This is a genomic window from Marinomonas rhodophyticola, from assembly GCF_026113935.1.
In the GTDB taxonomy this organism is placed as follows: domain Bacteria; phylum Pseudomonadota; class Gammaproteobacteria; order Pseudomonadales; family Marinomonadaceae; genus Marinomonas; species Marinomonas rhodophyticola.
Genome location: NZ_JAPEUL010000007.1, coordinates 436,748 through 460,978 on the forward strand (window position 1 = coordinate 436,748; position 24,231 = coordinate 460,978).

Here is a 24,231-nt window from a genome sequence, read left to right on the forward strand (position 1 = left end):
TTTTGTTGTTTTTTTGTAGGGATGTTGTGTGAACTTTGATCGTGGTCGGCTTACAGGCCAAGTTCAAGGGATTTTTAGTGGGAATCTAGGGATTCCTATATTGTTGTTATCGCTTTTGGCGATGATGATTTTACCCATCCCCGCTTTTCTGCTAGATGTGCTGTTTACCTTCAATATTGCCTTGGCCATCGTCGTGTTGTTGGTGGCTGTGTATTCCCTTCGTCCTTTGGATTTTGCTGTTTTTCCAACAGTTTTGCTGGTTTCAACGCTTATGCGGTTGGCATTAAACGTAGCCTCTACGCGTGTGGTGCTGCTGGATGGTCATGAAGGTGGTGATGCGGCTGGTAAGGTTATTCAGGCATTTGGTGAAGTGGTAATTGGCGGTAATTACGTCGTTGGTTTTGTGGTCTTTGCTATTTTGATGATCATCAACTTCGCTGTAGTAACAAAAGGTGCGGGTCGTATCTCTGAGGTGAGTGCGCGTTTCACTTTGGACGCCATGCCTGGTAAGCAAATGGCCATTGACGCGGATTTGAACGCAGGCATGATTGATGCTGAGCAGGCAAAACAGCGACGGATGGAGATCGCTTCTGAGGCTGAGTTCTATGGCTCTATGGACGGTGCCTCAAAATTCGTAAAAGGGGATGCCGTTGCCGGTTTGTTGATACTAGGGATTAATATTGTCGGCGGTTTGTCTATCGGTATGGCGCAGCATGGCCTTTCGTTCAGAGAAGCTGTTGAGCTGTATTCACTGTTGACCATTGGTGATGGTTTGGTTGCGCAACTGCCTTCATTGATGCTATCTACTGCTGCCGCTATTATGGTGACTCGTGTTAATGAGTCTGGTGATATGGACTCGCAAGTTGTCCGTCAGATGTTTGGTTCATCCAAAGCTTTGTATGTCGCGGCAGGTGTTATGACGATTATGGGGGTTGTGCCGGGTATGCCGCACTTTTCCTTCTTATCTTTAGCGGCATGTTTAGGGGGCTTGGCTTACTTTCTTGAATACAATAAGAAGAAAAAGTCCAAGCAAGGACCAAAAAACTCTGGTAAGACATCGGCAGATAATCCTATGCCTGCTGAAGCGAAAGATTTGAGTTGGGATGATGTTGCACCAGTGGATATGTTGGGGCTGGAGGTTGGTTATCGACTGATTCCTTTGGTTGATAAAACCCAGGGTGGTGAGTTGTTGGCGCGTATTAAAGGTGTGCGCAGAAAGCTTTCTCAGGATTTAGGTTTTTTAGTACCAAGCGTACACATTCGTGATAATTTGGATTTAATGCCAAATGCGTATCGAGTGACACTCATGGGGGTGAGTTTGGCTGAAGCGGAGGTGCATCCTGATAAAGATTTGGCTATTGATCCTGGTCAGGTGTTTGGCAAGATTGATGGGATTGCTGGCAAAGATCCATCGTTTGGACTGGATGCTGTCTGGATTGATCCCAAGAAGAGAGATCAAGCTCAAACATACGGTTATACGGTTGTAGATGTGAGTACGGTTGTGGCGACGCATATTAACCAAATTATGCATAAACATGCCTACGAATTGATTGGTCATGATGAAGTCCAGCAGTTGCTTAGCTTGCTAAAACAATATAATCCTAAGTTAGCAGAAGAGCTTGTGCCTAATACAGTGCCCTTGAGTGTGCTGTTAAAAGTCTTGCAGAATTTGTTGATTGAAGGGGTGCCGCTAAGGGATATGCGTACCATTGCAGAAGCTATTATGGGGGTTCAGCCTAAAACACAAGATCCGATGATTTTGACGGCTGCTGTACGAGTATCCCTATCGCGTTTGATTATCCAGACATTGGCTGATGGGGTTGAGGAAATCCCTGTTCTAACCTTAGAGCCGCAATTGGAAAAAATGCTGATGCAGACGGTTCAACAAAGCCAGCAGTCTGGTATAAAAAACGAAGAAGCGCTTATTTTAGAACCCAAAATGGCTGAGCAGTTACAAGCGTCGTTGCGACAATCTGCTGAGCAGCAGGAGGCGATGGGGAATACGCCTATTTTGATCGTATCTGCGCCCATACGACCAATGTTGGCGCGTTTTATGCGTTATGGTATGGTCAATATGTCTGTTCTTTCCTATCAAGAAGTGCCTGACCATAAACGTATAACCGTGGTAGGGGTCATTGGTCAATAAAAACTAGCTATTGACGTGATGTATTGTGTCTATATTTATTTGGATCTTTCGGGTAAGCTATGGATTTGTAAGAAAAATACACTGTAAGGATTAAGTTATTCATGCAAATTAGGCGGTTTCGAGCACCTGACATGCGGCAAGCGATACGGAAGGTTCGCGATGCTGTTGGCCCTGATGCGGTCATTTTGTCAAATCAGCGTCTGCCTACTGGCGAGATAGAAATTGTCGCCGCTTTGGATTATGACGGCTCTTTGCCTTCGAGTATGACCTCGAAGCGCTCAACATCGCCTCGCCCTAATAAATATGTTGATCCTAGTGCGGATTATTTAGAGCGTATAGAAAAAGCCAAGCTGCAGACTCCGCCTGCAGAGAATACTCCTCCTCAAGAGATAAAACGTCCAGTAACACAGTTTGAAATGCCACCTTTATCGAGTGATAAAGAAGACCCAGTGTTAGAAGAGACCTTGTCCATACACAATAACGATAGCGCGAAACAATTGCGTGATATGGAATTGGAGTTAAAAAATGTACGAGCTATGCTGGAACAACGTCAGCAAAGTGAAGCCCGAGCTGAATCAAAAGAAAACGCCATAGAGTCACGAGCGCGAGAAAAGCTAAAAGGTTTAGGCTTGTCAGAGTTTGTTGTGTCTAGATTAATTGACGATATTGATTTAAAGGGGCGAGAAGACGATTGGAATCGTTTGCTTGCGCATTTAGCTGATTATATTCCTGTTCGTTCAAGTTCTTCAGAGCTTAAAGGGTGTATTGCCTTTATGGGGCCGACTGGGGTTGGTAAAACAACGTCCATAGGTAAAATTGCTGCTCAACATGTTTTGAAGTATGGAACAGAGGGGGTGGTTTTGATTACCACCGATTCCTACAGGATTGCTGCCCATGAGCAGCTAAGAACTTTTGGTCGTATTTTAAATGTCCCCGTAGAAGTGGTTAATGAATATTCAGATTTAAATGAAGTGTTAGCGAAGTACGCTCATTACTCTTTGGTGCTTGTTGATACGGCAGGTATGAATCCAAGAGACTCCAATCTAGAGCGACAGCTACTGATGATGAAGCGTGCTAGAGCAAGTCTAAAAAAATTGTTGGTATTGCCTTGTACAAGTCAGAGACAAGTCTTGAAGACAGTGGTTGATGTTTATTCACAAATTCAGTTAGATGGCTGTGTTTTGAGTAAGTTAGACGAATCTGCTTCACTTGGTGAAGCAATTAGTGTAGTTATTGAGGAAGGTCTGCCTGTTGTCTATATAGCGGATGGTCAAAGAATTCCGGATGATATTGAGCCTGCTAGGGCGCATAATTTGATTAGTAGAGCGGTTTATACTGCAGAACATTACAATCAGCTTTATGGGTCACTAAAGTATGGTAGTTAGTAAAATTTTGTTATTACTGAAAGCGTTGCGCCAAACTATGTAGTACAGTTAGTTAGCGCAACTAACTTAAATGGTAAAGGTTGCTTAGACTATTTTATGCAGACCAAAAATGGATATGACACATACTCTAAAAAAGCGACGCTTTCGATTGATGCGATTGTTGAGCAGTATGGGTATTTGGTAAAAAAATTGCTTACCACTTATTGGCGCGTCTACCTGATAGTGTAGATATTGACGATTTAATTCAAGCTGGCATGATGGGGCTAATTGAAGCATATAAGCGTTTTGAGTCAACCAAGGGTGCAAGCTTTGAAACCTATGCTGGTATCCGAATTCGTGGTTCTATAATGGACGAAGTGCGAAAAAGCGATTGGAGCTCCTCGTTCAGTTCGACGAAATGGTAGGGCAGTGGCTCATGCGATTAAAGAGTTAGAAGCCAAACTCGGTCGTGAAGTGTCTGATATGGAAGTGTCAGCTCACATGGATATAAGCATTGAGGAATATCATGAAATGATTCAATCCTCTATGTCGACGCAGTTGTTTAGCTATGAAGAAATGCTAGACTCTGATACAAATAATTTGGAAAGTGTAGAGCCGGAAGTTGAAAATGCGCCTTATTCGTTAGTTGAAGAGGGTGGTTTTCAAAATCAATTAGCGCAAGAAATTGATAATCTACCGGAGAGAGAAAAGTTGGTTTTGTCTCTTTATTATAATGAAGAACTTAACTTGAAAGAAATTGGTGCTGTGTTAGGTGTCAGTGAATCAAGAGTGAGTCAAATTCATAGTCAAGCGGCTATGAGGTTGAGAGACTCGGTTAAGTGATTGGCGAGATTAATTATGAGTTGTGAAATATTACCTTTGGGGTGTGGAGGTTGCATTGGATAAAAACATGAAGATCCTGATTGTTGATGACTTCTCGACAATGAGACGAATCATTAAAAACTTACTGCGGGATTTAGGGTTTACCAATACAGTCGAAGCAGATGATGGAACGACAGCCTTGCCTATACTTCAAGGTGGGACAATTGACTTTCTTGTGACTGATTGGAATATGCCAGGCATGACAGGAATTGAATTGCTTCGTGCGGTTCGGGCTGATGAAAAACTGAAAAGCATTCCTGTTCTTATGGTAACGGCAGAAGCGAAGCGTGATCAGATTATTGCTGCGGCTCAGGCTGGAGTGAATGGTTACGTGGTTAAACCGTTTACCGCAGTGGCTCTCAAAGAAAAAATTGAGAAGATATTCGAACGCATAGACGCTGCTAAATAGGGAATTTAGATGTCAAATGTATTGGGATCTGGGCTAGTGGAATTTGAAAACCTAGTAAAAGACGGTGCGGTAGAGCTCTTGAACCACATTGAAGTCGGTGACTTTAGTGGGGCGATTAAAATAATTCAAGAGTTGAGCGAGGCTCGTCATAATAGCTTTTATAACGAAGTGGGTTGTTTAACTCGAAGTCTGCATGATGCTATTCGTGATTTTCAAATTGATTCAATGGATCTGGTCGTTGGTGAAGGTGGGCACGATGCAGCCACTAAAATTACTGATGCATCAGATCGATTAAATTATGTTATTGAAACGACTAGTGCAGCTGCTAATAAAACCATGGATATGGTTGACAGTAGTGTTCCTGTGGCCAGTGAGCTACAAAATCAGGCTAGAGAGCTGAGAAAAGACTGGAGTCGGTTGATTCAACGCGATTTAACGCCACAAGAGTTTAGAGACTTATACAAGCGTATTGATGTGTTTTTATCGTATGCTGATGAAAGTGCCACCACCTTGCATTCAAACCTCAACACAATTCTTCTAGAGCAAGGTTATCAAGACCTAACTGGTCAAGTTATCGCTAGAGTGAATGATTTAATTCGCGATGTAGAAGACAAACTTGTGCATCTCGTTGCTGTTGCTGGACGCGTTGATAGTATCTCCGGAATTGAACACAAAGAGAAAAAGTCTGAACACGATGACACTCGTGGACATGGCCCAGCTATTAATAAACAAAACAACCCTGAAGTACTGAATAGTCAAGACGAAGTAGACGACTTGCTATCAAGTCTTGGTTTCTAGAAGGAGCTGAGGATGAGTTTCGAGGTCGATGAAGAGATTCTACAAGATTTTTTGGTAGAAGCTGGTGAAATTCTAGAACAGCTTTCCGAACAGTTAGTAGATTTAGAGCAAAACCCTAATGATAAACAGCTACTAAATGCGATTTTTCGTGGCTTTCATACCGTTAAAGGCGGTGCTGGGTTTTTACAATTAACGGCATTGGTTGATTGTTGTCATTATGCTGAAAACGTTTTTGATATTTTAAGAAACGGTCAGCGTAAAATTGACTCAGATTTAATGGATATTGTTCTACAAGCACTTGATGCTGTGAACGAAATGTTTGACGCGGTACGTGCTGGCGCGGAGCCAGAGCGTGCGTCTCCAGAACTTATTGCTGCGTTGAGCGTATATGCAAAACCTCCAACAGCGGAAGAGCTTGCCGGGAAAGAAGAGACGGATGAGCTTGATGAAGTTGAAGATATTGCTGAAGAGCAAGATGAAATAGAAGAAGAGGACGACGAAAACACGTCGTCAAGTTCTGATGAATCTGTGGATATTTCTGATGATGAGTTTGAGTCATTGTTAGATGCGCTTGGTGACACTTCTGCAGATGAGGCTACTGATAAAGGTCAGTCTGACTCAAAAACTGACGATGAAATTACAGAAGACGAATTTGATGCTTTGTTAAATCAGCTTCATGGAAGTGGTGCGCCTGGAATAAACGACAGTCAAGATAAAACAGAGCAATCAAATGCACCTTCAGACGAAATCACAGAGGATGAGTTTGAAGAATTGCTTGATAAACTTCATGGTGAAAGTGGTTCTCCAAGCAAAAAATCTGAAAGTGCTGATAAAACAAAAGCAGGGGCGGATAAGTCTGCTAAAGACGAGTCAGCTGGTGCTGAATCAGACTTGATTACTGAAGACGAGTTCGAATCACTTTTGGATAGTCTTCAAGGTAAAGATAAAGCAACGAAACCTAGTTCATCTGCGCCTAAAGCTGAGCCGAAAGAGGTTCCAGCCGCTAAGCCTAAAGCGAAAGCTGCGCCAAAATCTATACCTAAACCAGAACCCAAAGTGTCTGATCCACATGATTCAGAAATGGATGGTGTGAAAGAGAAAACAGCGAACTCGCCTGTTACTCAAGAAGCCACTGTTCGTGTTGATACTAAGCGTTTAGACGATATCATGAACATGGTGGGTGAGCTGGTATTGGTTCGTAACCGACTTGTCAGATTGGGTCTTCAAAGTGAAGACGAGTCGATGGGTAAAGCCGTTGCCAATTTAGATGTGGTGACGGGCGACTTGCAAAATGCAGTAATGAAAACGCGCATGCAACCGATCAAAAAGGTGTTTGGTCGATTCCCTCGAGTGGTTCGAGACCTTGCTCGTAATATGAAGAAAGAAGTTAACCTTGTTCTTCGTGGTGAGGAAACTGATTTAGACAAAAATTTGGTTGAAGCGTTAGCGGATCCTTTGGTTCACTTGGTGCGAAACTCAGTGGATCATGGGGTTGAGGCACCAGATGTCCGAGAGGCAAGTGGCAAACCTCGAATGGGGACAGTTATTCTATCTGCTGAGCAAGAAGGTGATCACATTCTGTTGTCTATCGAAGATGATGGCGCAGGTATGGATCCGAGTTTATTGCGTAGAAAAGCGGTTGAAAAAGGATTAATGGAAGCCGACGCAGCAGAAAGATTGTCTGATGAAGAAGCTTTTAATTTGATCTTTGCGCCAGGTTTCTCTACAAAAGTAGAAATAACCGATGTGTCCGGACGTGGTGTTGGGATGGATGTGGTGAAAACCAAAATATCTCAGCTTAATGGTACCTTAGACATTAAGTCGGTACTTGGTCAAGGCTCTCGTTTTATCATCAAAGTACCTTTAACCTTGGCAATTATGCCTACCTTAATGGTGACCTTGTCTGATCAGGCCTTTGCGTTCCCGTTGGTAAGTGTGAATGAAATATTCCACCTTAATTTGAAAAAAACTAACGTCGTAGATGGTCAGCAAGTTGTTGTTATTAGAGGTAAAACTCTTCCTATATTCCATCTGAAGAGCTGGTTGATTAAGGGGAGTAGTAAGGATAATTTACCCTCTGAAGCTCATGTTGTTGTTGTACAAGTGGGTATGAGTGAGGTTGGGTTTGTTGTTGATCAATTAGTTGGCCAAGAAGAAGTTGTTATAAAGCCATTAGGAAAAATGTTGCAAGGTACTGCTGGTATGGCAGGCGCAACAATTACTGGTGATGGTCGTATTGCATTGATTCTGGATGTGCCTAGTATGCTCAAGTGTTACGCATCTAGGTAGTAGGTTTTTCATTTAGGGGATGTGATATGCCTGTTAAGGTGCTGGTTGTTGATGATTCTGGTTTCTTTCGACGTCGTTTAGTAGAGATATTTGAAGCTGATCCCAGATTAACTGTTGTCGGTACTGCAAATAATGGAAGAGAGGCGATAGACAAAGTTCAATCCTTATCGCCTGATGTAGTTACGATGGATTACGAGATGCCTGTCTTAGACGGTATCGCAGCAGTCGCCAATATAATGAAACTCAAACCGACGCCGGTGCTGATGTTTTCCTCTTTAACCCATGAGGGTGCCAAAGTCACTTTGGATGCTCTAGAGGCTGGCGCTGTTGATTTTATGCCAAAGAATTTCGAGGATATTTCTCGTGATTCTGCCGTGGTTAAACGTGCTCTGGTTGAGCGAGTGTTATTGGTAGCTAGAACCCGTTTTTCTGGCAACAGAGAGCCGGTTGCTGCTTTAGCGCCTAGGGAGGCACCTAAGCCAATCGTTACTGATCGTGGGGTTATTATACCTCGTGTCAGGAAACGGGTGAGTTTAGTGGCCATCGGTACGTCTACCGGAGGTCCGATGGCGCTTCAGGCCGTATTGACAAAATTGCCTAAAGATTTTGCTGCTCCTTTGGTTTTGGTTCAGCATATGCCTGCGGCTTTTACTGGCGCTTTTGCAGAGCGACTGAATAACATCTGCCAAATTACCGTGAAAGAAGCTCAGGATGGAGATCGTTTACAGGCTGGTGTTGCTTTGCTAGCGCCGGGTGGTAAACAAATGATGATCGACCCTCGTAATGGTGGTTGTGTTCGAATCTTAGATGGTGATGAGCGGCTTAATTATAAGCCTTCTGTTGATGTTACTTTCGGTTCAGCGTCCAAATGTTATCCAGGAAAAGTTCTATCTGTGGTGATGACAGGAATGGGGGTTGATGGTCGTGAAGGGGACTCGTATGCTAAAAAATTCGGGTTCAAGAGTTTGGATTCAAAGCGAAGAGTCTTGTGTCATTTACGGCATGCCAATGGCAGTAGAGAAGGCAAATTTAGCGGATGAAATCATAGATTTAAATCATATTGGTGAACGTATTGCACGTGAGGTCAGTTAGTGGATTTCGTCACCTTAGCTGGTCTTCTCATTGCGTTCAGTTCTGTATTTCTAGCTAACTGGTTAGGAGGAGGAGAGGTTATTCTCCTTCTCAATCTTCCCTCAGCAATTATAGTGATTGTTGGTAGTATTGGGGCATCATTAATTCAAAGCAGTATTCAAGAGGCTACTCGCGCGCTTGTTTTGCTTAAATGGAGTCTCTTCCCACCCGTTTACGATTTTAATTCCGCTAGAGCGACTTTAAACAATCTCGCCCATAAAGCCAGAAGGTTGTCATTATTGGCGTTAGAGTCTGATATTGATGCCATGGGAAATCGTTTCTCATCCCGCGCTTTGCAAATGGCAATCGATGGAACAGATCCTGAACTGCTAGCGGATCGGTTAAATGATGACGCCGTGCGTATTTACGATAAACGCATGAAAAGTGTTTCTTTCATAGAATCAATTGGAGGTTATGCTCCTACATTAGGGATCATGGGGTCTGTGTTAGGTTTGATCCAAGCTATGGCAAACTTAGACAGTCCTGAAGCTCTAGGGCACGGTATTGCAGTGGCTTTTGTGTCGACACTTTACGGACAAGGGTTTGCAAACTTGGTTATTTTTCCTATTGCCAAAAAGCTGACCGGCTATATTGAAAAAGAGTTGTTATATCATCAGTTACTGATCGATGGTATCTGTGGCATTGCGATAGGCAAACACCCCTATCGACTAGAGCTTGAGCTGAATACGTATGAGTGACACTCCTGTTCGACCATCAAGGCGTCGTCGAATGGCGGTTAAATCGTCAAGCTCTGGTGCGCAAGGTCGAGATCGTTGGATACTGTCGTATGCCGATTTTATTACTTTGTTGTTTGCCTTTTTTGTTGCCTTGTATTCTATTTCATTGAAAAACTCAGGGGATGAACAGCGCCTAAAAGAGACACTTCAGGGTGTGTTTGATGCTGTACAAAAGTCAGTAAAGCCCATCAATATTGGCGAGCCTATTGTTGGCGAGCCTAAAGATATTGAAGTGATAGAGGCCAAACCGATTCCAGCTGCGCCACCCACGATTGAAGAAAATACGTCCTCAGCGGTTTATGCGCTTCTGAGTCAAGTGGTGGAAAACCAGTTTTCGGGATTGCATGCTTCCGGTCAAATTTCTGTTAGCGAATCTGCCGATTGGGTAAGCTTAGAGCTAAAATCTGGTTTGCTGTTTGGACAAGGAGAATACGATTTAACGAATGAAGCGGTTGCTTTGCTGATCTTAGTGGCGAATGTTCTAAAAGCTTACCCATCAGTAATACTAGTAGAGGGTAACACTGATGACTTGCCGGTTAATTCAAGGCGTTTAGTTTCGAATTGGCATTTGTCGAGTTTACGCTCTTCCTCCGTTGTGGATGAATTAGTTTACAGGGGCGTGGATCCAAAAATGATCGCGCCAATTGGTTTTTCAAGTGAACATCCTAAGGTAAGAAATACTAATGATTTTGCTCGTCAACAAAATCGTCGAGTCATTTTACGAATTAGTAAACGTGGGGCGGATAATCTACATGATTACTTGTTTCAATAGCGTATTACTGTATATGATTGCAAGGAATTCGTAAGCAAAATAATCGCATAGGGTAGCAGGGGAGTCAGAGTGCACATTTGGGCAGTGGCGAATCAAAAAGGTGGCGTTGGAAAAACGACCACAGTAGTGTCTTTGGCTGGATTGTTAGCAGACGCAGGCCATCGAGTGTTAATGATTGATCTAGATCCTCATGGATCCTTGACCAGTTATTTTCGCTTTGATCCAGACTCTATAGAAAAGAGTGCCTATAATCTCTTTCAAACACCTAACAAGATTCCAGCAGATCTGCCCGCTTCCTTGATTCTAGAAACTGGCCATCCAAATTTATCTTTATTACCAGCGTCTACGGCTTTAGCCACGCTAGAACGTCACGCACAAGCGCAGGGTGGGATGGGGCTGGTTGTCTCGAAAACTCTCGCGATTTTATGGGACCATTATGATTATGTGCTAATTGATAGCCCTCCAGTCCTTGGTGTGTTAATGATTAATGCGTTAGCGGCCTGTCAACAACTAGTAATACCCGTACAAACTGAGTTTTTGGCGATTAAAGGGTTAGAGAGAATGGTTAGAACTCTGACGATGATAAACCGTGCACGAAAAAGGCCGGTGCCATTTTTGATTGTTCCCACTTTATTTGACCGACGCACTCAGGCATCTAACAAAAGCCTGCGTAGCCTAAAAGACACTTATGAAGAGCTAGTGTGGCACTCTGTTATTCCTGTAGATACCAAATTAAGGGATGCGAGTACTGCTGGTATAGCGCCTTCTGCATTGGATCCTAATGCACGAGGAATAAAGGCTTACGCTAGCCTAATGGATTCTTTGCTGACCCCAGCGAGATAGTAATCGTTATGAAAGAAACAAAAAGTAAAGAACAAGCTCTTATTGGGCCGCAATTAGCAGTACAGCGTTATCTTGACGATTTGCTGCAGGAGGCGACGACTGAGCAAGCGGATGATCAAGAGGTTATTGAAGATCAATATACTGCTGAAGAGTTGGATGGATCTGAAGAGACAAAAGAAGATTTTGAAGAGCCAGAAGAACTAGAAGCTTTTGATGAGTCAGAAGAGGCACAAGGGGCAAAAGCTTCGGATTATGGATTAAGTGAAGGTGAGCTTTCGTCTTTAGATGCTTCATTCAAAGATTTTGAAGAAGCTATATCATCGCAAGTGAGTGGGTTGTCAGGCGCTGCTGAAGAAGCACATCTGCCTCAGTCAGAGCCAGAATTAGAACTAGAGACAGAATTAGAGCCAGAGCCAGAACCTGTTAAGAAGGTTTCTAGGACAGATCCTTTACCTTGGGCAACAGGTCGGTTTGAATGCCTACTTTTTTATGTTGGTGGATTAAAAATGGCGGTGCCCTTGGTTGAATTAGGTGGCATTTTCCAAAGTAGTAAGGATAAATTAACTTCTATATTTGGGCAGCCCAACTGGTTTATGGGAGTGGCAAATGTGGGGGAGTTTAATCTTAGAACCGTAGACACCGCGCTTTGGGTCATGCCTAATCATTATCAGGGTGAGATGAAAGAGAATTTTAAGTTTGTAATACAGCTTGATCGTTCTAATTGGGGTGTGGCGTGTGAACGTGTTGCTGAGGCGATCACGTTAGAGCCATCACAAGTTAAGTGGCGAAGTGATAGAAGTAAACGACCTTGGTTGGCAGGTACCGTGATTGACCATATGTGTGCCATACTTGATGTACAAGGTTTTATAGAATTGTTAGATGACCCAAATAATGGGTTTAGAAGAGCAGTAAAATAATTTTATTGATCATTTTTTGATCTTTGGAGACAGATAATGGCGACTAGCATAGCGTTAAAAAGCGGAAATCACACAGACGACCCTATGTTGCAATGGGTAACATTTCGCCTAGAGCATGAAATTTATGGTGTAAATGTCATGCAGGTGAAAGAGGTATTGCGCTATTCTGAGATTGCGCCTGTGCCTGGTGCGCCAAGTTTTGTCTTGGGTATTATTCACCTACGTGGCACCGTAGTGACGGTGATAGATACATGCCAGCGATTTGGTTTACCTTCTGGTGAGATTACAGATGCAACACGCATTATGATCCTTGAGGTAGAGGGTCATGTGATTGGTATTTTGGTGGATGCGGTGTCAGAAGTGGTGTATCTACGTCAGTCTGAAATTGAGCCTTCTCCTAGTGTTGGTAATGATGAATCCTCTAAGTTTATTCAAGGGGTTTGTCATAAGAACAATATCTTATTAATTCTAGTAGATCTTGATAAGCTTCTATCGGAAGATGAATGGTCTGAAGTTGGCACAATGTGAGTATTAAGGTAGTTGTACTAGATGGAATCTCAGTGGTTATTTAACCTTCTCCTGACGCTTCAGTTTGTGATCTTAATTGCTGTTGTCGTGTGGGCTTTTCGGTTGTCAAAGCAAGTAAAGCGAATGAAGCAGCAGCATACTGAAGCGGAGCTGAATCAAAAAAAACAGGTTCAGGTGCTCGCATCGGGATCGATTGGTATGGGACGGCGCTTGGTAGCTATTGAGAAAAAACTAAATCTAGCGGTGGAAAAGCAGTCTGAAATTTTGTCAAAAGAAGGCGGTGTTTCTTACAATCGCGCCATGGAACTTTTGGAAATGGGGGCAACGATTGATGACTTGGTGTCTAAGTGTGGTCTGATTCGAGCAGAGGCTGAGTTGATTAGCCTTTTGAAGCAAGAGTCACGAAGAAATTCAGATTACCACTGATGATCTCTGATTTTGTGCGCAAAGGCGATGACTTCTGCCACGGCTAAATATAACGACTCTGGTATTTCTTCGCCTAATTCCAAAGTGCTGAGCAATTCAACAAGCTCAGGACTTTGGTGCAGCAGAACGTTGTTTTCTTTGGCGACGGCCATTATTTTCTCTGCAAGCAAACCATTCCCTTTTGCCACCACGGTTGGTGCTGTGCTGAAGTCATATTTTAGAGCGACGGCTTTTTGCATTATGTCCTCACATCGATTAATGATTGAGTGTTGTTAATATGACTCTTTTCTTTTTCAAGTTTTGCTTGGAACGCTTCCAGTCTTTCGACTTCAATATCTTTGTCTTTTAATTGCTGTTTCAAACTAGGGATGTTCTGGCGTAATTTTTGTACGGTATCTGATTCTTCTGCCGCAAACAGTATTCCAACCTTGTTTGCTTGAACACTGGCTCTTGCATCAAAACGTCCTGTTTCTTCAAAATCAAATTTCAGTTTCACGAGCCAGCGTCTATCTTGTTTTGCTTGTTCTTCTGTTGCGGCGTCTTTGTCTATTTCCATTTGCACAAAGCTGGGTGTTTGACCGTTTTTGATCGGCAACTCTATGTGCAATGGATAGCTTGGACCATTAATCTGATTTTGATCTGAAACGTGCCGTAATTGATTGGTGGTTATTCGCTCAATGGCACTGGCAATGTGTTCGGTTGGAACGCCAGTAAGACGCAATGCTGCTGAGTTTTCTTGGGCGTCTTTTAGCTGCATTAGATTGAGTTTTAAATCGGCAGGTATTTGTGTCTTGCTATCATTCGCTAGCAAGGACTCTGAAAAAAGGCCGCTGGTCTGAATGGCCTGTTTCATGGCTTCTGGTGACGTGGTTAACGTTCCTAACGTGGGCATATTTTGCATCAATTGCTTGAGTGCTTGTTGTGTCTGTGGCGGTAAGTTAGCAGAGGATGTTTCGTTTAGCGCATGTAATTGTCTGACAAGTTGTGACATATCCCCAAAAGATAACTGCTTCGGTAGGCTGTGTTTAAGTGCTTCAACTTGAATGGAGTTAGGAGCCGGATGATTTTTTGCTGGCAGCACTTGCATATTGTTATTGGCATCGACCATGACGCGAACGACATCGCCTTTTTTAACGGTGTTTGGCTCACAATGGGAAACTCGGTGTTACCATCTGAGACAGTGGCTAATATAGGTGAGGTGTGACTGGTAATCGTCGTGTTTGATGGCGACGTTACACTCGCCTGAATGTGTGGTGTAGCATTAGCCTGATAGGGAGTTGCTTGTAAGGGTGGTATTGGACCTTGGGCTTGAGTAGTCGTTGCACTGGGTGCCACGGCTGTCACGGTTAAGTTGACAACGCGTGAGGCCAGCATAAGGTTATCAGCTTGTCGGATTTGTGGAATGTTTGGGTTATTGGTGGCTATCTTACTTGTTTGAGTATCGAGGGGCATCGTTAGCGAGGCTTGCAGACCGTTGCTTTTATGTAATTTGGCATTCTGAATGTTGTTAACATCAATGGGAGTGCCTGTATTTACCAGGGTGAAGGGGTGTTGTGCGCTGGTTGCATGTAATAATTGTGCGGGTTTTCCTTGAAAATTAAGCGACTCACTGCCTTGAAACTTGATCAAACTGAGATTTTCTATGAGTTTGATTTCACTGCTTAATTTCGCAATGGTCCCCGTACTGCCTAATACATTGTTACCGCTGCTCGCCCCGTTGCTCTGCTTGCCTGAAGATGCATTAAGCATAGATTGGATGTCAGAGATCATGTAGCCTGCCTGTTGATTTACATAGCTGATTGATTTGTGCTTTTAGAAACGATTCTCATATAATGTTTAAACACTTTAGTATAGCTAAGCTGTATAGTAAAAACCGTGTCACACAAATAATGTTAACCTTTACCTACATATCGGCCGAATTGGAAATATCTTTTGCAATCTTTTGCTTCATTAACCATATCAGACCTTTGGATTGAACGTGCTGAAAGGGACTTGTGTAAAGGGCTTTCTTTTAGTGTCCAGTCTGGTGACGTCGTACGAATCCTAGGGGAAAATGGGGCGGGTAAGAGTTCTTTGTTAAAAGTCATCGTTGGCGCTCTTTCTCCTGAAGAAGGGCGGATAGCGTATTCGGGCGAAGATGTCACCTTAGACAGAAGTACATTGCAGCAAGATGCCCTCTATATTGGTCATTCGGTTGGTGTTAAACAACGGCTCAGTGTGGCTGAAAATATTCGTTGGTATTGCCCTGACGTTTGCACAAATGTTTTACACGAGGCATTAAAATCGCTGGAGCTTATCGATTACATGGATACACCGGTTAAAAAGCTGTCTGCCGGACAAACTCGTCGTGTTGCATTGGCGCGTTTATGGTTGAGCCAAAAAACACTTTGGCTGCTAGACGAACCCTTTGCTTCTTTGGACGTGAGAGGGGCTGAGCTGTTAGAAGAGCGTATTCGACAGCATGCTTTGGCAGGTGGGATGGTGCTATTAACAAGCCATCAGAATTTGCTGTCCCTCGCTTCCCGTGACGTGATGTTGTTGCCATGACGTATTCTTCTTTCTTAAAAGCTGAGTTTTTGGTGTTGTGGCGTCGCAAACAAGATGTCTTCAATGCTCTGTTGTTTTTTATTATTGTGGTTGTTCTATTTCCGATCGGTGTTAATTCGTCACCTGAATTTTTAGCCCCAGCAGCGGCTGGTATTATCTGGTGTGCCACGGTATTGGCTGTCTTAATGGCGTTAGAAAGCACATTCAAAGAAGATCATCGAGATGGCTCTTTGGAGCAGCTAGTCGTTAGCGGACTTTCTTTACCGTTATTGATCGTATTAAAAATCATCGCACAATGGTTGGTGGTTATGCTGCCCTTGCTTATCACGATGCCTTTGTTAGCGGAAATGCTGTACTTGCCAAGCTCCGGTTTTTGGGCGTTGATCGTCACCTTGTTGGTTGGCTCGCCGAGCTTATTTTTCATTGGCGTGATTGGTGGAGCATTAACGGTGTCGATAAAACAAGGTGCTATGTTGGTGATGTTGCTAATATTGCCGTTTTATTTGCCAGTGATTATTTTCTCGACGTTAGCGGTCAAAGCGGCGCAGGCAGGTTTGCCGTACTCTGGTTTCTTGGCGATGTTGTTGGCGATGTCTTTGTTGTCTTTAGTTATATCGCCTTTTATGACGGCGATTGCCGTCAAAGCGAGTGTGAACGCATGAACTGGGCATGGTTTCACAAATTGGGTTCGCCAAAGTGGTTTTATTCTTGGTCTAAAGCGTGGGCTTTACCTGTTTTCTGTTTTGGCTGTTTGTGTCTTGTAATTGGCTTAGTGTGGGGGCTGGCTTTTGCGCCCGCCGATTATCAGCAAGGCAACAGTTTTCGCATTATTTACATTCATGTGCCAGTGGCGATGTTGGCGCAATCTTGTTACTTGGCGATGGGGATTGCAGGTGTTGTTTTTCTTGTCTGGCAGATGAAAATGTCGCCCATTTTTATCAAGGCAATGGCGCCAGTTGGTGCCATTATGGCATTGATTGCTTTGGTGTCTGGGGCCATTTGGGGTAAGCCTACTTGGGGTACTTGGTGGGTTTGGGATGCTAGACTGACTTCTGTGTTGGTGCTGTTTTTGCTTTATATGGGCATTATTGCTTTGCAAAATACCATAGATGATGTGCTATTAGCCAACAAAGCCGCAGCGGTTATTAGTGTTGTTGGGCTAATTAACTTACCCATTATTAAATATTCCGTGGTGTTGTTAGAGACCTTACATCAAGGGCCGACGTTTACCTTGACGAAAAAGCCTGAAATGCCTGCAGAAATGTGGTTGCCGTTACTCTTTTCTGTCATTGGGTTGTACTGTTTTGTAGCTGAACTCGTTCTGTGGCGAATGCAGTCAGAAATATTGCTACGTGAACATAGGTCCAGTTGGGTCAAGCAAGAGGTAACAGAGAATGACCTTTGATAGTCTGTCAGCGTTTTTGATGATGGGAACCCACGGCGTGTATGTTTGGTCGGCTTATGGCTTCAGTACGTTGGCGTTAGCATGGTTGGTTTGGAGCACGTTGTCGACACGTCGAAAAACACACGACACCTTACGCAAACGTTTTAAAAGGAGCGTGTCTCGCTAATGCATCCGATCAGAAAAAAACGCTTACTCGTCATAACCATTCTTGTCTTGATACTGAGCGCTGTGGTGGGTTTGGTGATGTACGCCTTGCAACAAAATATCAATTTATTCTTCTCTCCGTCCCAGATCGTGATGGGAGAAGCCCCGCGAAATACCAATATTCGCGCAGGTGGCATGGTGGTAAAAGGCAGTGTAAAACGCCATTCTGATACCTTGGCGGTTGCGTTTGACGTGACCGATTTTCAGCACAAAGTGACCATTGAGTATCGTGGTATTCTGCCAGACTTATTTCGAGAGGGTCAGGGCATTGTGGCTTTGGGGAGATTGAACGAAGAGGGAGTATTTGAAGCAATCGAAGTGTTGGCAAAGCATGATGAGAAATACATGCCTCCTGAAGTATCAGAGGCATTGAAAAATGCCCAAAGTTCGATGGATGAGAATCATGCGCCCACGCAATCTACTTATTAATTTAGGCTGAATATGTTTCCTGAGATTGGTCAGTTTTCACTGATATTGTCGTTGTTTTTTGCCCTGTCGCTGGCTTTTTTGCCCTTAATTGGCTATCGGAAAGGCAATCGTTTCTTATTGCAAAGTGCGCAACCGCTTACTTTTATTATGTCGGCTTTGGTGTTGGTAAGCTTTGTTATCTTGAGCGCGTCTTTTTTGATGGACGATTTTTCGGTGCTGTATGTGAGTCAGAACTCGAATAGCCAGTTACCCGTTTGGTATAAGTTCAGTGCTTTGTGGGGCGGCCATGAAGGGTCATTATTGCTTTGGGTGCTGGTTTTGTCTGGCTGGTGCTCCGCGGTAGCGATAAAGGTACGAACCTTACCGGAAGATGTCGGTCCGGTTGTTTTGTCTGTGTTAGGCATGATCTGTGTTGGCTTTTTATCCTTTTTACTCTTTACCTCTTCGCCTTTTGCGCGTTTATTGCCAGATGTGCCTGCCGATGGCGGGGATCTGAATCCACTGCTGCAAGATTTTGGTCTGATTGTGCATCCGCCTGTTTTGTATATGGGGTATGTCGGTTTCTCTGTGGCCTTTGCCTTTGCTGTCGCGGCTTTGATTACGGGGAATTTAAATGCATCTTGGGCGCGTTGGGCAAGACCTTGGACGGCCGCAGCGTGGGCGTTTCTGACACTGGGCATTACTTTAGGCAGCTGGTGGGCTTATTACGAATTAGGCTGGGGTGGTTGGTGGTTTTGGGATCCTGTGGAAAACGCCTCTTTTATGCCTTGGTTGGCGGGAACGGCTTTGTTGCATTCTCTTGCGGTGACGGAAAAACGTGGTGTGTTTAAAAGCTGGACTGTCTTGCTGGCGATTTTTACGTTTAGCCTCTCCTTGCTTGGGGCATTTTTGGTTCGCTCCGGCGTCCTCACCTCGGTGCATTCTTTTGCTGCAGATCCTACGCGCGGCATGTTTATTCTTGCTTTGCTTGTGGTGTTTGTTGGCGGTAGTTTGTTGTTGTATGCCATCCGAGCGGCAGAGGTGCGTTCCAGTGTGTCTTTTGGTGCGACAGGACGAGAAGCCTGGTTGCTGCTCAATAACATCCTATTAACCGTTTTAACCTTAACGGTTTTATTGGGGACTTTATATCCCTTGATCTTTGATGCGTTAGGCTTGGGAAAAATTTCTGTTGGCGCGCCGTACTTCAACAGTGTCTTCACGCCGATTGCGTTGTTGCTGATAGTGTTTATGGCGGTTGGACCTCTTTCTAAATGGCATCATACGCCGTTTAATGTGTTTTTTAAGGTGTGTTCTGTTGCTGCCGTTGTCGCTGTTTTGTCGGCTAGTTTGGTGGTTTATTGTTATGAGTTTGGTTTTACCGTTTGGCTCAGTTTGGCGGTGGCATTTTGGGTGGTATGTTTATCCTTCTCTGATTGGTTTGGTAAGGTCTCTGCCGGAACGAAAGGCATTATTCCCCGTGCTCGACAATTGCCAAGAAATTACTACGGTATGTTATTGGCGCATCTTGGTATGGTCGTGACCTTGGTGGGCATTGTTTTGGTCAGTGTTAACAGTCAGGAATCTATGTTGCGATTATCCCCTGGGGACCGAGCAAGGGTAGCAGGTTATGAATTTCACTTTGACCAAATGGAGCAAGTAAAAGGGCCAAATTATGTGGCAAGCAAAGGGCAATTTACCGCTTATTATGCGAATAAAGTGGTTGCCGTGCTGCACCCGGAAAAGCGCTTTTTTACCACCCGCAAGCAGGTCATGACGGAAGCGGCTCTGGACGCGGGTTTTACGCGTGACTTATATGTTTCTTTAGGGGAAAGGTTGGATGACTCTGCCTGGGGCGTACGAATTTACGTGAAGTCTTTTGTACGCTGGATCTGGCTTGGTGGTTTGATGATGATGGCGGGTGGATTGTTGGCCGCATTGGATAAACGCTATCGAAAACGGACGCGAGGCTAACCATGCGTAAACTGTTATTTTTTATACCTCTGGCGGTTTTTTTGATACTTGGCGTGGTGCTTTATTTGCAGCTTGGTAAAGACACTCAATATATGCCTTCTGCTTTGGTTGGTAAAAAAGTGCCTGCCTTTACGTTGGTATCATTGCAAGACGATCAGGTGTATACCCATCAGGATTTGCCGACGGCGCCTTATTTGATTAATTTCTGGGGCACTTGGTGTCCTGCATGCCATGTTGAACACCCTTTTTTAATGGCATTGGCCGATTCTGGTGTGACAATTATTGGTATCGATTACAAAGATAAGAAAGACCTTGCGGAGCAATGGTTAGGACAAAAAGGGAACCCTTATCAAATCGTATTAATGGATGAAATGGGGCGCTTTGGTATGGATATGGGGGTGACAGGTGCGCCAGAGACTTTTGTGGTGGATGGCTCTGGGGTGGTGGTTTATCGACATCAAGGTGTGGTCAACGCCGAAAATTGGCCTGACATTAAAGGCTATATGAAATGAGGTGTATTAAGGGGATTTTTTTGCTCTGTGGAATGTGGCTGTCTTTGTCTGCGGTTGCTCAAGAAGAAATGACGTTTCGTACAGAGTTGAACAAAACACGTTATCAAAGTTTGGTCGAAGAGTTACGTTGTCCAAAATGTCAGAATCAAAATTTGGCTGATTCAGGCTCTGGCATTGCGGTGGATCTTCGTGAACAAGTCTACCAGATGATAGAGCAAGGCAAGACAGATCAAGAAATAGTGGATTACATGGTGGCCCGTTATGGTGAGTTTGTGTTGTATCGTCCGCAGCATTCAACGGCCACTTTTTGCTTTGGTATGGACTCTTTATTCTGCTAGGGATAGGGCTATTGGCTTTTATTTCTGTGGTGATGACGAATCGTAAACGACAAGGTCGAGCCTCTATGATAGCCGCGTATTTGGTGATGATCATACTGATTGTCTTAAGTCTGTTTTATCTGTTTAGTTCGATTGCGCATGGTTTGGCTAAGTACTCTGCAGAAGAAGATAAAAGCCGGCTGTCATTTTTTGAGGTGCGTCGAAAAGAAATCGCAGAAGAGGAAGAGGCTGGGCGATTGACCCCTGACGAGTCAGCGCAACTGTTAGTTGATGTTGATAGTGAAACAAACTCGATAGACAGTCAAAAAAACCTTTGCTTCAGGCCAATGTCACCTTTGCCCGTTGGGTCATGCTTGGCGCGACCGCAATGACGGTACTCGGTAGTGTGAGTCTCTATCAATGGATTGGTTATGCGAAAGAAGTGGCTTTTACACAAGATTTGCACATGCAGCGGCTGAGTCCTCAAAAATCACAGATTTCTTGCAATATCGCACTGAACGTTACGACAGAGCAGAAGATTGGTACTACTTAGCTACGGAGTATATGCGGGCTGAACAATATGCTATGGCGGTGGACGCGTTTGAAACAGCATTGGAAAAGTTGCCCAAAAATGCCGAAGGGCGTGTGGCTTTATTGGTGGAATACGCGCAGGCGATTTTTTATGCGAATGGGAATCAAAGTTCGCCTAAAATGCAGGCCGTGGTTAGTGCTATTTTGCAACAAGATCCAACCCAAGCTATTGCCCTGGATTTAAAGGGCGTGGCGGACTTTGCTCAACAAAACTATCTAGGTGCCATACTGTCATGGCAAGAAGCGATCCGCTACAGCGCCCATTCTAGAGAGCGTCTTGCCTTGTTGTCAGCCATTAACAAGGCAAGAGAATTGGGGCGTATTGACTATCAGCAAGTGGCGCCCATTATTACGGATCAGTTGGCCGTAAAAGTTGAATGGGATACCGCTCAGTACGAGTGGCACCAGGACGATGTATTATTAGTTTATGCGGTTTTAAATGGTCAGAAAATGCCGTTGGCGATCCAAAGAGTATTTCCTGAGGATTTGGAGCAACCAATTTTGTTAACGAACCTAGATGCAATGACGCCAACAGCCTCGTTGGCTCAAGTACAAACAGTGGATTTGGTGGTGAAATTATCAAATATTAATGACAATGATCTGACAAAAGGACGAATTATCGGTATAAAGCATAATCTACTGGTAAATAGTAGAGAGATTTTCGTAATCAAGGTGGCCTTGTAATTGAATCCTAAGGCGCTTCGTTTGATAATACAGTCAACTTTAATTGATGCTATTCGGAATGTGTAATGGAATTTAGCTTGCGTGAATGGCTAATCTTGATTGGGGTCGTCATCATTGTTGTGATCCTCATAGATGGATTTCGTCGATATAAAAAAGGTCAAGAGCATGCTCAAACAGGTGGTTATGCTGATGCCGATGAATCAAATGATGCATTGGTTAGACAACGAGCCACCATGGGATACGGGAAAATGTCGTCTAGAGTGAGTCGACCCGCCGCCGATCCTATTACCAATGCGTTTGAAAATGCTCGTAAAACGGCTAAGTCACCTTTAACCGAGGTTCCTCATAAGGTCGATTCGGGTCCAGAATTGGATAGGGGTGAGGACTTACATCTTGATGAGTTAGCGTCGTTAGTACCTGAACGAGATTTTGGGGACTCAGCTGTGTCTGAGCAAAATTACTCAGATGATGGCTTTTATGAGCACGATGATCTCAATCTTGATTACACGTCAGAGACACATCATCGCAGCGAATATGATAGCGATGAGGACTATGAGCGTAGTTATTCAGAAATAGATATTGATCAAATAACACCCAGTCATTTGGTGGATGACGTTGTCGATAAACAAGACAAAAGTATTGTTGAGATTGAAGAAGTCATCGTCATTAACGTGTTTGCTCCAGAAGGGCAAAGTTTTTCCGGAATAGAGCTGCTTCAACTTATTTTAAATTGCGGCATGCGCTATGGTGAAATGGATATCTTCCATCGTCATGAAGACGGATTTGATCGTGGTCGAATACAGTTTAGTATGGCGAATGCCATTGAGCCAGGCACCTTTAATTTAGAAACCATGGGGGAAAGTGATTGTCCTGGTGTGAGTTTCTTTATGGGTTTACCTGGGCCTAAAAATAGTATGAAGGCGTTCGATTTTATGCTGGAAACCGCTCAAGCCTTGGTGCGTAACCTAGGTGGTGAATTGCGCGATGAACGACGCTCACCAATGAGTGATCAAACCATCGCACATTGTCGACAACGAATACGTGATTTTGAGCGCCGTCGGTTAATGCGCAATAAGCAGTAAGACAAACCAAGGCCCCGAGGGGCCTTGTTTTTTTGCCGTTAATATTTAATACAAGTCAAAAGAAATCGAGTTAATTGATATATGAGCCAAGAGACAAACATGACGCATCAGCAGATGCTGGAGTTGATTCAGCAACTTAATGATTACAGCTATGCCTATCATGTAAAAGACGAACCCATCGTCCCTGATGCAGTATATGACCGTGATTATCGCCAGCTTCAGGATATAGAGGCCAAACACCCAGATTGGATTCAAGCAGATTCTCCCACTCAGCGTGTCGGTGAAAAGCCCGACAGTGGTTTTGCCAATGTCGCTCATACTGTGCCCATGTTGTCTTTGGACAATGCTTTCGACAATGAGTCCTTGTCAGATTTCGATCAGCGTATTCGTAAACTGCTCAAAGTGTCGTCTATTACCTATTGCTGTGAGCCTAAATTAGATGGCTTAGCGATTAGTTTGCGTTATGAAAACGGCCGTTTAGTAAGGGGGTGACCCGTGGTGATGGTTTGTCTGGTGAAGACATTACCTCAAATATTAAAACGATTTATTCCGTGCCACTGAAGTTACGCACGCAAACACCGCCTACTGTTCTAGAGGTGCGCGGTGAAATCTATATGCCGAAACAGGGCTTTGAAAAGCTCAATGCTTTAGCGATAGAGCAGGGGGAGAAAACCTTTGTTAACCCACGTAACGCGGCGGCAGGCAGTTTACGCCAACTTGATCCTAAGATTACTGCCACTCGTCCTTTAGTGATGTGTGCTTATTCGATTGGCTATGTGGAAGGTTGGGATCAGCCTAAAAGCCATTACGAGGGGTTGCTACAGTTGAACGAGTGGGGCTTTCGTACCAATGACCTGATGGCAAAAGCAGAAGGGGCACAAGGTTGTATTGATTATTACGAGATGCTGAATGAAAAGCGTGCTGATTTGTCATACGACATTGATGGTATTGTTTATAAAGTCGATCAAATCGCTCAGCAGAATCAATTGGGCTTTATTGCCCGTGCACCACGCTGGGCGATTGCTAGGAAGTTTCCTGCGCAAGAGGAAATGACCCGAGTACTCGGAGTGGACTTTCAAGTGGGTCGCACGGGAGCAATTACCCCGGTGGCACGATTAGAGCCAGTGTTTGTTGGCGGTGTAACGGTTTCTAATGCCACCTTGCACAATAAAGATGAGATAGCGCGATTGGGAGTCAAAGTGAACGATTATGTGATTGTTCATCGCGCTGGCGACGTGGGTGTCACCTTAAAAGCTAATGTTTCAAAT

25 protein-coding genes and 3 pseudogenes are annotated in these 24,231 nt (G+C 44.0%); 25 read left to right on the forward strand and 3 right to left on the reverse strand.

Translation table 11 applies throughout. The features are described 5' to 3' along the window. Positions 1–28 precede the first annotated feature (28 nt). The 13 genes and pseudogenes from flhA (at position 29) to ONZ52_RS10640 (ending at position 13,242) form a co-directional block, all read left to right on the forward strand. Positions 29–2,146 carry a flagellar biosynthesis protein FlhA gene (flhA, locus tag ONZ52_RS10580; protein WP_321160302.1) on the forward strand — a complete coding sequence of 706 codons (2,118 nt, stop codon included), beginning with the start codon at positions 29–31 and terminating at the stop codon, positions 2,144–2,146. A 131-nt stretch (positions 2,147–2,277) separates the two neighbouring features. Further along, on the forward strand, positions 2,278–3,531 hold the full coding sequence (flhF, locus tag ONZ52_RS10585) for a flagellar biosynthesis GTPase FlhF (RefSeq protein WP_487349002.1): 1,254 nt from the start codon (positions 2,278–2,280) through the stop codon (positions 3,529–3,531). A gap of 96 nt (positions 3,532–3,627) precedes the next feature. After that, positions 3,628–4,366 (forward strand): annotated as a pseudogene (locus ONZ52_RS10590) (RNA polymerase sigma factor FliA). A 54-nt stretch (positions 4,367–4,420) separates the two neighbouring features. Further along, the gene (locus ONZ52_RS10595; RefSeq protein ID WP_204355562.1) at positions 4,421–4,801 is read left to right on the forward strand and encodes a chemotaxis response regulator CheY; all 381 of its coding nucleotides are present in this window, start codon (positions 4,421–4,423) and stop codon (positions 4,799–4,801) included. A gap of 9 nt (positions 4,802–4,810) precedes the next feature. Continuing rightward, positions 4,811–5,599: a protein phosphatase CheZ gene (locus tag ONZ52_RS10600; RefSeq protein ID WP_265218570.1), complete on the forward strand. Its 789-nt coding sequence runs from the start codon at positions 4,811–4,813 to the stop codon at positions 5,597–5,599. 12 nt (positions 5,600–5,611) lie between these two features. Continuing rightward, a complete protein-coding gene (locus ONZ52_RS10605) occupies positions 5,612–7,888 on the forward strand; it encodes a chemotaxis protein CheA (RefSeq protein WP_265218572.1) in 2,277 nt (758 codons plus the stop codon). 26 nt (positions 7,889–7,914) lie between these two features. Next, positions 7,915–8,980 (forward strand): annotated as a pseudogene (locus ONZ52_RS10610) (protein-glutamate methylesterase/protein-glutamine glutaminase). Beyond that, entirely contained in the window at positions 8,980–9,717 is a 738-nt protein-coding gene (locus ONZ52_RS10615) for a flagellar motor protein (protein WP_265218573.1), read from the forward strand. The pseudogene ONZ52_RS10610 and the gene ONZ52_RS10615 overlap by 1 nt, the downstream one beginning before the upstream one ends. Beyond that, positions 9,710–10,528: a flagellar motor protein MotB gene (locus ONZ52_RS10620; protein WP_265218574.1), complete on the forward strand. Its 819-nt coding sequence runs from the start codon at positions 9,710–9,712 to the stop codon at positions 10,526–10,528. The genes ONZ52_RS10615 and ONZ52_RS10620 overlap by 8 nt, the downstream gene beginning before the upstream one ends. Positions 10,529–10,597: 69 nt before the next feature. After that, complete coding sequence (locus tag ONZ52_RS10625; protein WP_265218575.1) at positions 10,598–11,371, forward strand: ParA family protein; 774 nt, start codon at positions 10,598–10,600, stop codon at positions 11,369–11,371. Between the two features lie 8 nt (positions 11,372–11,379). Beyond that, entirely contained in the window at positions 11,380–12,288 is a 909-nt protein-coding gene (locus ONZ52_RS10630; RefSeq protein ID WP_265218576.1) for a chemotaxis protein CheW, read from the forward strand. Between the two features lie 36 nt (positions 12,289–12,324). Next, entirely contained in the window at positions 12,325–12,816 is a 492-nt protein-coding gene (locus tag ONZ52_RS10635) for a chemotaxis protein CheW (protein WP_265218578.1), read from the forward strand. A gap of 21 nt (positions 12,817–12,837) precedes the next feature. Beyond that, positions 12,838–13,242 carry a DUF2802 domain-containing protein gene (locus ONZ52_RS10640; RefSeq protein ID WP_111605375.1) on the forward strand — a complete coding sequence of 135 codons (405 nt, stop codon included), beginning with the start codon at positions 12,838–12,840 and terminating at the stop codon, positions 13,240–13,242. On the opposite strand, the gene ONZ52_RS10645 is transcribed toward ONZ52_RS10640, so the two are convergent. The 3 genes from ONZ52_RS10645 to ONZ52_RS10655 are packed head-to-tail and all read right to left on the reverse strand — an operon-like array spanning position 13,233 to position 15,012. Beyond that, positions 13,233–13,481 (reverse strand): EscU/YscU/HrcU family type III secretion system export apparatus switch protein, encoded by a 249-nt coding sequence (locus ONZ52_RS10645; RefSeq protein ID WP_265218580.1) that lies wholly within the window; start codon positions 13,479–13,481, stop codon positions 13,233–13,235. The genes ONZ52_RS10640 and ONZ52_RS10645 overlap by 10 nt on opposite strands. Beyond that, complete coding sequence (gene fliK / locus ONZ52_RS10650; protein ID WP_265218581.1) at positions 13,481–14,233, reverse strand: flagellar hook-length control protein FliK; 753 nt, start codon at positions 14,231–14,233, stop codon at positions 13,481–13,483. The genes ONZ52_RS10645 and fliK overlap by 1 nt, the downstream gene beginning before the upstream one ends. Then, positions 14,200–15,012, reverse strand: coding sequence for a hypothetical protein (locus ONZ52_RS10655; RefSeq protein ID WP_265218582.1), 813 nt, complete (start codon positions 15,010–15,012; stop codon positions 14,200–14,202). Before ONZ52_RS10655 ends, fliK begins: the two co-directional genes overlap by 34 nt. Positions 15,013–15,174: 162 nt before the next feature. Here ONZ52_RS10655 and ccmA point away from each other — a divergent pair, with 162 nt between their 5' ends. From ccmA to ligA, 12 genes and pseudogenes are all read left to right on the forward strand, one after another. Next, positions 15,175–15,789, forward strand: coding sequence for a cytochrome c biogenesis heme-transporting ATPase CcmA (gene ccmA, locus ONZ52_RS10660; RefSeq protein WP_265218583.1), 615 nt, complete (start codon positions 15,175–15,177; stop codon positions 15,787–15,789). After that, positions 15,786–16,451 carry a heme exporter protein CcmB gene (ccmB, locus tag ONZ52_RS10665; RefSeq protein WP_265218584.1) on the forward strand — a complete coding sequence of 222 codons (666 nt, stop codon included), beginning with the start codon at positions 15,786–15,788 and terminating at the stop codon, positions 16,449–16,451. Before ccmA ends, ccmB begins: the two co-directional genes overlap by 4 nt. Continuing rightward, positions 16,448–17,194 carry a heme ABC transporter permease gene (locus ONZ52_RS10670; RefSeq protein WP_265218585.1) on the forward strand — a complete coding sequence of 249 codons (747 nt, stop codon included), beginning with the start codon at positions 16,448–16,450 and terminating at the stop codon, positions 17,192–17,194. Before ccmB ends, ONZ52_RS10670 begins: the two co-directional genes overlap by 4 nt. Then, positions 17,184–17,360, forward strand: coding sequence for a heme exporter protein CcmD (gene ccmD, locus ONZ52_RS10675; protein ID WP_265218586.1), 177 nt, complete (start codon positions 17,184–17,186; stop codon positions 17,358–17,360). The genes ONZ52_RS10670 and ccmD overlap by 11 nt, the downstream gene beginning before the upstream one ends. Continuing rightward, a complete protein-coding gene (gene ccmE, locus ONZ52_RS10680; protein ID WP_265218588.1) occupies positions 17,360–17,827 on the forward strand; it encodes a cytochrome c maturation protein CcmE in 468 nt (155 codons plus the stop codon). The genes ccmD and ccmE overlap by 1 nt, the downstream gene beginning before the upstream one ends. Positions 17,828–17,839: 12 nt before the next feature. Beyond that, a complete protein-coding gene (locus tag ONZ52_RS10685) occupies positions 17,840–19,777 on the forward strand; it encodes a heme lyase CcmF/NrfE family subunit (protein WP_265218590.1) in 1,938 nt (645 codons plus the stop codon). 2 nt (positions 19,778–19,779) lie between these two features. Further along, on the forward strand, positions 19,780–20,289 hold the full coding sequence (locus tag ONZ52_RS10690; RefSeq protein ID WP_265218591.1) for a DsbE family thiol:disulfide interchange protein: 510 nt from the start codon (positions 19,780–19,782) through the stop codon (positions 20,287–20,289). A gap of 20 nt (positions 20,290–20,309) precedes the next feature. After that, positions 20,310–20,627, forward strand: coding sequence for a cytochrome c-type biogenesis protein (locus ONZ52_RS10695; protein ID WP_265218593.1), 318 nt, complete (start codon positions 20,310–20,312; stop codon positions 20,625–20,627). A gap of 11 nt (positions 20,628–20,638) precedes the next feature. Then, complete coding sequence (locus ONZ52_RS10700) at positions 20,639–20,998, forward strand: hypothetical protein (RefSeq protein WP_265218595.1); 360 nt, start codon at positions 20,639–20,641, stop codon at positions 20,996–20,998. A 28-nt stretch (positions 20,999–21,026) separates the two neighbouring features. Further along, positions 21,027–21,881: a tetratricopeptide repeat protein gene (locus tag ONZ52_RS10705; RefSeq protein WP_265218596.1), complete on the forward strand. Its 855-nt coding sequence runs from the start codon at positions 21,027–21,029 to the stop codon at positions 21,879–21,881. A gap of 65 nt (positions 21,882–21,946) precedes the next feature. After that, complete coding sequence (gene zipA / locus ONZ52_RS10710; protein WP_265218597.1) at positions 21,947–22,963, forward strand: cell division protein ZipA; 1,017 nt, start codon at positions 21,947–21,949, stop codon at positions 22,961–22,963. A 99-nt stretch (positions 22,964–23,062) separates the two neighbouring features. Further along, positions 23,063–24,201: pseudogene (gene ligA / locus ONZ52_RS10715) on the forward strand (NAD-dependent DNA ligase LigA); the annotation flags it as partial. Between the last annotated feature and the right edge of the window lie 30 nt (positions 24,202–24,231).